The organism is Gordonia sp. (in: high G+C Gram-positive bacteria) (genome assembly GCF_049299075.1).
Taxonomy (GTDB): Bacteria; Actinomycetota; Actinomycetes; order Mycobacteriales; family Mycobacteriaceae; genus Gordonia.
In genome coordinates this window covers 1-5,892 of record NZ_JBAQWU010000444.1, presented here as the reverse complement: position 1 = coordinate 5,892, position 5,892 = coordinate 1, and the positions used below count along the sequence as shown (strand labels likewise).

The 5,892-nt window shown below is 69.2% G+C and carries 6 protein-coding genes; 3 read left to right on the top strand and 3 right to left on the bottom strand.

Annotated features, from left to right (window positions below; translation table 11 throughout):
* Positions 1 to 23: 23 nt before the first annotated feature.
* A complete protein-coding gene (locus WAW85_RS14155) occupies positions 24 to 596 on the top strand; it encodes a lipocalin family protein (protein ID WP_422560238.1) in 573 nt (190 codons plus the stop codon).
* Positions 597 to 606: 10 nt separating this feature from the next.
* Here WAW85_RS14155 and WAW85_RS14150 read toward each other — a convergent pair whose 3' ends face one another.
* The 3 genes from WAW85_RS14150 to WAW85_RS14140 all read right to left on the bottom strand — a co-directional run bounded on the left by WAW85_RS14150 (position 607) and on the right by WAW85_RS14140 (position 3,928).
* A complete protein-coding gene (locus tag WAW85_RS14150; RefSeq protein WP_422560237.1) occupies positions 607 to 1,077 on the bottom strand; it encodes an SRPBCC family protein in 471 nt (156 codons plus the stop codon).
* On the bottom strand, positions 1,074 to 2,426 hold the full coding sequence (locus tag WAW85_RS14145) for a TIGR01777 family oxidoreductase (RefSeq protein WP_422560236.1): 1,353 nt from the start codon (positions 2,424 to 2,426) through the stop codon (positions 1,074 to 1,076). Before WAW85_RS14145 ends, WAW85_RS14150 begins: the two co-directional genes overlap by 4 nt.
* An 80-nt stretch (positions 2,427 to 2,506) precedes the next feature.
* Entirely contained in the window at positions 2,507 to 3,928 is a 1,422-nt protein-coding gene (locus WAW85_RS14140; RefSeq protein ID WP_422560235.1) for a cryptochrome/photolyase family protein, read from the bottom strand.
* A gap of 47 nt (positions 3,929 to 3,975) precedes the next feature.
* On the opposite strand from WAW85_RS14140, the gene WAW85_RS14135 reads away from it, so the two are divergent.
* Together WAW85_RS14135 and WAW85_RS14130 are read left to right on the top strand one after the other, a co-directional pair.
* Complete coding sequence (locus WAW85_RS14135) at positions 3,976 to 5,322, top strand: NAD(P)/FAD-dependent oxidoreductase (protein WP_422560234.1); 1,347 nt, start codon at positions 3,976 to 3,978, stop codon at positions 5,320 to 5,322.
* Positions 5,319 to 5,892 (top strand): DUF1365 domain-containing protein (locus WAW85_RS14130; protein ID WP_422560233.1); only part of this gene is annotated, 574 nt, incomplete at its 3' end. The genes WAW85_RS14135 and WAW85_RS14130, both read left to right, overlap by 4 nt.

The window sequence follows — 5,892 nt, the reverse complement described above, 5'->3', positions numbered from 1 at the left end:
GAGTTCCGCGGGCCGTGCTGATCATGCTGGCCACGCTGGCGCTGCTTGCCGGTGGCAGCGGGCTCGCACAGGCGGCGCCCGGCGGACCGCAACCGGTGCCGTCCGTCGATCTGGCCCGATACCTGGGCACCTGGCACCAGGTGGCCGCGGTGCCTGCGCCCTTCAGCCTGATCTGCGCCCGCGACACTCGAGCGAACTACTCGCTCGGCAAGGACGGTGACGTCGTGGTCCGCAACACCTGCACCACCTGGGCCGGAACGCCGAACCAGATCACCGGAACCGCCCGGGTCGTCGACAAGAAGACCTCGGCGCAGCTGCGCGTCCGCTTCCCCAGCGTCCCGAATCAGGGTGGGCCCGACGGCCCGCCGAACTACGTGATCGTCGGGCTCGCTTCGGACTACTCGTGGGCGGTCGTCACCGATCCCAGCCGGTTGTCCGGGTTCGTCCTCTCCCGGACGCCAGCCCTGTCGGCGGACAAGTGGCGTGCGGCTCGAACCGCGATCGCCGCGGCCGGTCAGTCGGATTGCCTCTACCTGACTTCGCCGACGACCGGCGGACTCGAGGAGATTGTGCCGTTGTGCACTAAGAGCCGCTGAGCGGGTGCGGTCACCCTTCGACGACGGCGCGCATCCGCTCGAGCGTGCACAGCATGTCCCGGCGCACGCGGCGTCGTCGGAGGGGGCCGATCACCAGCCAGTAGGCTTGTGCCCACCAGGCTGCGGTGAAATCGAAAGTCTCCGTTACTTCGACGGCGGAGCGCTCGGGCAACGGCGTCAACCGGTAACCCCAGCGCGTCACCGGATTGCTCGACGACCCGACCCCGAAGGTGAACACCCGCCCGGGCTCGCACTCCAGCACGGTGCAGGGCGTCCAGTAGGTCGGCCCGACCTCGTTGCGACGGACGTGACCGCGAAAGCGTGCCCCGACGGCTGGCCCGTCGGCGCCGCGAAGCCATTGCGCCTCGAACGTCTCCGGCGAGAACTCGCCGATCCGCGTGACATCGCTGACCAGACTCCACACGGTGTCGACTGGTGCTGCCATCGTGACGGTGACTTCTTCGTGTTGCTGCATAGTCATGCCTTTCCCAGTTGGTGGCGCAGGCTCGTCCGCAGTGCGGGGCGCCGGAATCGATGGTTGATCTGCAGGAGGGCCGACGGCTGGACGTGCTGATCGGCGAGGGCCAGCTCGCGCGCGCCCTGGCGGCCGAGAATGAGACTCGGTCCCAGCGCCGGCACCGGCAACAGCGTCGGGCGGTGCAGCACCTGACCGAGTGTGTTCGCGTATTGGCTGCCGGTGACCGGCTCGGGTGAGGTTGCATTGACCGGCCCGGTGAGCCGGTCGTCGTACAGGGCGCGGTGGTAGACGTCGATGAGGTCGTCGAGGTCGATCCACGACAGCACCTGCCGTCCGCTTCCGAGTCGCCCGCCGAGGCCGGCTGCGAAGAGTGGTCGCTGCACGCGCAGCACGCCGCCGAGCGGGCTCTGCACGATGCCCGTCCGGACCTGCACACAGCGCAGACCGGCAGCGTCCGCCGCTGCGGCGCCTTCCCAGTCGCGCACAACGGCGGCGAGGAAATCGTCGCCCGGGGGGTCGGTTTCGGTGAGCGTCTTGCCGGGCTGGTTGTGTCCGTAGTATCCGATCGCCGAGGCGCTCACGAACACCGACGGGCCGTCCGCTGCCGCGGCGGCCACCTCGGTGAGGCGCCGCGTCGGCCCGACACGGCTGTCGCGCACCTGAGCCTTGTGCGCGTCGGTGAAGCGCCCGGCGATCGGTGCTCCGGCCAGGTGGATGACGGCGTCGACGCCGTTCAAGAGATCCGCGGCGGGCACATGGGGATCCCACGTCCGTTCGTCTGCGGCGTCGGTACGGGCCCGAACCAGACGGATCACCCGGTGCCCGCCGGTGGTGAGGAATGCGGTGAGCTGCTGGCCGACCATTCCCGACGCCCCGGTCACGGCGATCGTCAGCGGCACCAGTCCGGCCTCCCGCGCTTGCCGGTGCCGGGCCAGATCGTCGGCGACCTGGCGGTGCCGGAACGCGAACGTCGACCGCAGCGCGACGGCGGGCACCGCGGTGTGCACGCGGTCGGTCATCCGGGTGGTCTGCCCGCCGGGTTCGGCGGCGAACTCGTGCTCGTGCCGCCACGGGCCGGACAGGACCGCCGGTAGCTCCCGAGCGCCGTCGGTGATGCGTTCGTCGACGAACCGGTGCGGCGGATCGAATTCGTCGGCCCGGTGCTGCGCGCGCCAGCGCAGACCGCCGGGCAGTCCCAGCATCGCCTGCCCGTCGGCCAGCGACGGCGATTCGCTGATCGCTGACATCGGCTGCCACGGGGGGAGGAGGCGGTGCAGCGCGCCGGGTCTGCTGTGCCAGGCGAATACCTCGTCGCAGGTGGCGTCGACGGTACTGCTGTGCACGATTCCCATGGTGGCGGGACCTTTCGTCGGTGTCTGACTAGTATTCGCAGCCGCGCGCCCGGCGGACTGGACCTCCGGCCGGCACCCCGTCAGAGCCTGCCGTAGCGGGCCAACGCGATCGCTCGCTGTTCGCCGTGTTCCACGATCGGCGGCGGATAGTCGGCGTCGTGAGCGAAGAGCTCCGGGTAGCTGGCGAGCCTCCACGGCTGATGCACGGCCTTTCCGCGAATCCCCCGGAGCTCGGGTACCCACCGGCGCACAAAATCACCCGTGGGATCGAAACGCTCGCCCTGGGTCACCGGATTGAACACCCGGAAATAGGGCGCCGCATCGGTGCCGCAGCCCGCGGTCCACTGCCATCCGTGCTGATTGGACGCGAGATCGCCGTCGACCAACTGCGTCATGAAGTAGCGCGCCCCGCGCCACCAGGGCACGTGCAGGTCTTTGGTGAGGAACGAGGCCACGATCATGCGGAGCCGGTTATGCATCCACCCCTCCGCCGCGAGCTGACGCATACCGGCGTCGACGATCGGATAGCCCGTCCGGCCGGCGCACCAAGCCGTAAAGGCCGCGTCCGCGTCGGGCCCGGTGTCGTATTCGATCGCGTCGAACTTGGCGTTGAAGTTCTGGCGCGCCGTGTCCGGCCGATGGTGCAGCACGTCGGCGTAGAAGTCCCGCCACGCGAATTCAGTGCGCAGCGTCGTGGCGCCGGGATCGTTTCGGTGGCGCAGATCGTGCAGGACGGTGCGCGGATGCAGGCAACCGAACTTAAGATACGGCGACAACCGCGAGGTGGCGTCCAGATCTGGCCGATCGCGGAGATCGTGGTACTCCGTCACGCCGCCGTCCGCCGGCCCGGTATCCGCGCGGAAAGCCGCCCATCGCCGCCGCGCCGCGGCTTCGCCTGGTGCCGGGAGCTGGGCGCCGGACCATCCTTCCCCGAGCTGCATTGCGGCATCGGCGAGGGAGATTCGACCGGGAATATTCGCGGGGTCGACCCAGCGGAGGGTCTCGGGTCCGGTGGCGGCGGGGGAATGCCAACCGTGCTCGAGCCACGCCCGCCGAAAGGGGGTGAACACCCGGTAGGGGCCGCCGGCCTTCGTGTGCAGGCGTCCGGGTGACACCGCGTACGCCGAGCCGGTCCGCACCAGAGGTACCGGCTCCGCGAGCGCCGCCAAGGTGCGCTCGGTGTTCCGGTCGCGCGTCGCCCCGTACGGCCCGAAGTCGGCACTGACGTGCACAGATCCGGCGCCCAGCTGCGACGCCAGGGTGGGGATGACGTGTGCCGGATCGCCGGCCAGGAGCAGCAGGCGACCGTCGAGGTCCGCGTCGAGTGCGCGCAGGCATCCGGCGAGGAAAGCGGTGCGCGCGGCTCCCGACGGCCGGCACAGGGCGTCGTCGAGAACGAAGACGGCGACGGCCTCCGGTGCGTGGGCTCGGGCTTCGAGCAGCATCGGCAGATCCGATAGTCGCAGGTCCCGGCGGAACCACACAATGGCAGGTGGATTCATCCCACCAGTGTGCGCGAGCGACCCATCCGAAGGCCGCGCAGAACCGAATGACCGATGTGAACGGAGCAAAAGAACTCTCCCCGGGCAGCGCCATCGCGGTAATCGGCAGCGGAGCGGCCGGCCTGACCGCGAGCTATCTGCTGTCGCAGCGGCATCGGGTGACGCTGCTGGAATCCGACGACCGGCTGGGCGGGCACGCCCATACCCACCAGGTCGACGCACCCGACGGCACCCGGTTGGCTATCGACACCGGGTTCATCGTCCACAACGACAGGACGTACCCGACACTGCTGACACTGTTCGGTCACCTCGGGATCGCCACTAGCGAGACCGACATGTCGATGTCGGTGCGGGCGCAGGCGTCCGGGCTGGAGTATGCGGGCGCCCTCGGTGCGAAGGGACTCTTCCCGACGTGGCGCAACCTCACGCGGGGCCGCTATCTGCTCATGCTGGCCGAGATCAAACGCTTTCACACACTTGCCCGACGAGTGCTCGACGATCCCGACGACGATCAGTCGCTCGATGAGTTCGCGAAACGACACCGACTGTCCGGCTACTTCCGGGAGAACTTCCTGTGGCCGTTGGTGGCGGCGGTGTGGTCGTGCGATGCCGCCACCGCGAAGCTGTACCCGGCGCGATATCTGTTCACCTTCCTGGACCATCACGGCATGCTCTCGGTTTTCCAATCGCCCAGCTGGCGCACGGTGACCGGCGGGTCAGCGACCTACGTGGCCGCGGTCGCCGATCGCCTCGAAGCGCGGGGCGGAGAAATTGCACTGTCGTCGCCGGTCACCGCCGTGCGTCCCACCGAATCCGGTGTCGAGGTCACGGCCCCGCGCGGGACGCGCCGCTTCGATGCGGTCGTGATCGCCACCCACCCGCACCAGGCACTGGCGTTGTTGGCGTCCCCCACGCCGCGGCAAGAAGCAGTGCTCGGGAGTATCAGATACGCGAGCAAACCGGCCGTCCTGCACACCGACGAGTCGCTGCTGCCGCGCGCTCCGCGGGCCCGCGCCTCGTGGAACTACCAGATCCGTGCCGACGGTTCGGAAGTGGCAGTGACCTACGACCTCACCCGGCTGATGCGGCTACCGCACGCCAGCGGCGTCGCCGGACCGCCGCGATACCTAGTGACGATGGGCCGGACGGACCTGGTGGATCCGGCCGCGGTCGTGGCGTCGATGACCTACGAGCACCCCGTCTACGACCAACGATCGGTGGCCGCCCAGCAACGGCTTCCCGAGATCGGTACCGACACCATCGCCTTCGCCGGCGCGTACCACGGCTGGGGGTTCCACGAAGACGCCGCCGCCTCCGGCGAATGCGCCGCCCGGCGCTTCGGCGGCAGCTGGCCCGACGAAGACCTCCGGGAGTCCAAGCAGGTGCCCGAATGAGTATCCCGACGCCAGCAGTGGTGTACACCCGCATCCGCCACATCCGCCGCGAGCCGGTGGATCACCGGTTCGACTACGCAAGTCTGAGCTGGCTGGTTGATGTCGATGAGCTACCGGCGCTTCCACCCGGCTTGCGGTGGACAGCGAAGTTTCGGCCCGCCGATCACTTTCCGCAGCCTGCCCGCGCCGGTGAGACGCTCCGTGGACGACTCGACAGCTACCTCGCCGATGTCGGCATCTCGCGGTCCGGCGGTCGCGTGCTCGCGCTGCTATCACCGCGCACGGCCGGCTACGTATTCAATCCACTGTCGGTGTTCTGGTGCCACGACGCCGCCGGGGAGCTGAGCTTCGTCGTCGCCGAAGTGCACAACACCTACGGCCAACGGCACTGCTATGTGGTCCACACCGATGCTGCGGGTCGGGCACAGGTGGCGAAGGCCTTCTACGTGTCGCCGTTCAACGAGGTCGCCGGTGAATATCAGCTGGTGCTGCCCCCACCCGATGCCCTCGGCCGGGTGCGGCTGGCCATCACCCTGAACGGCGCCGATCAGGCACCGTTCACCGCAACGA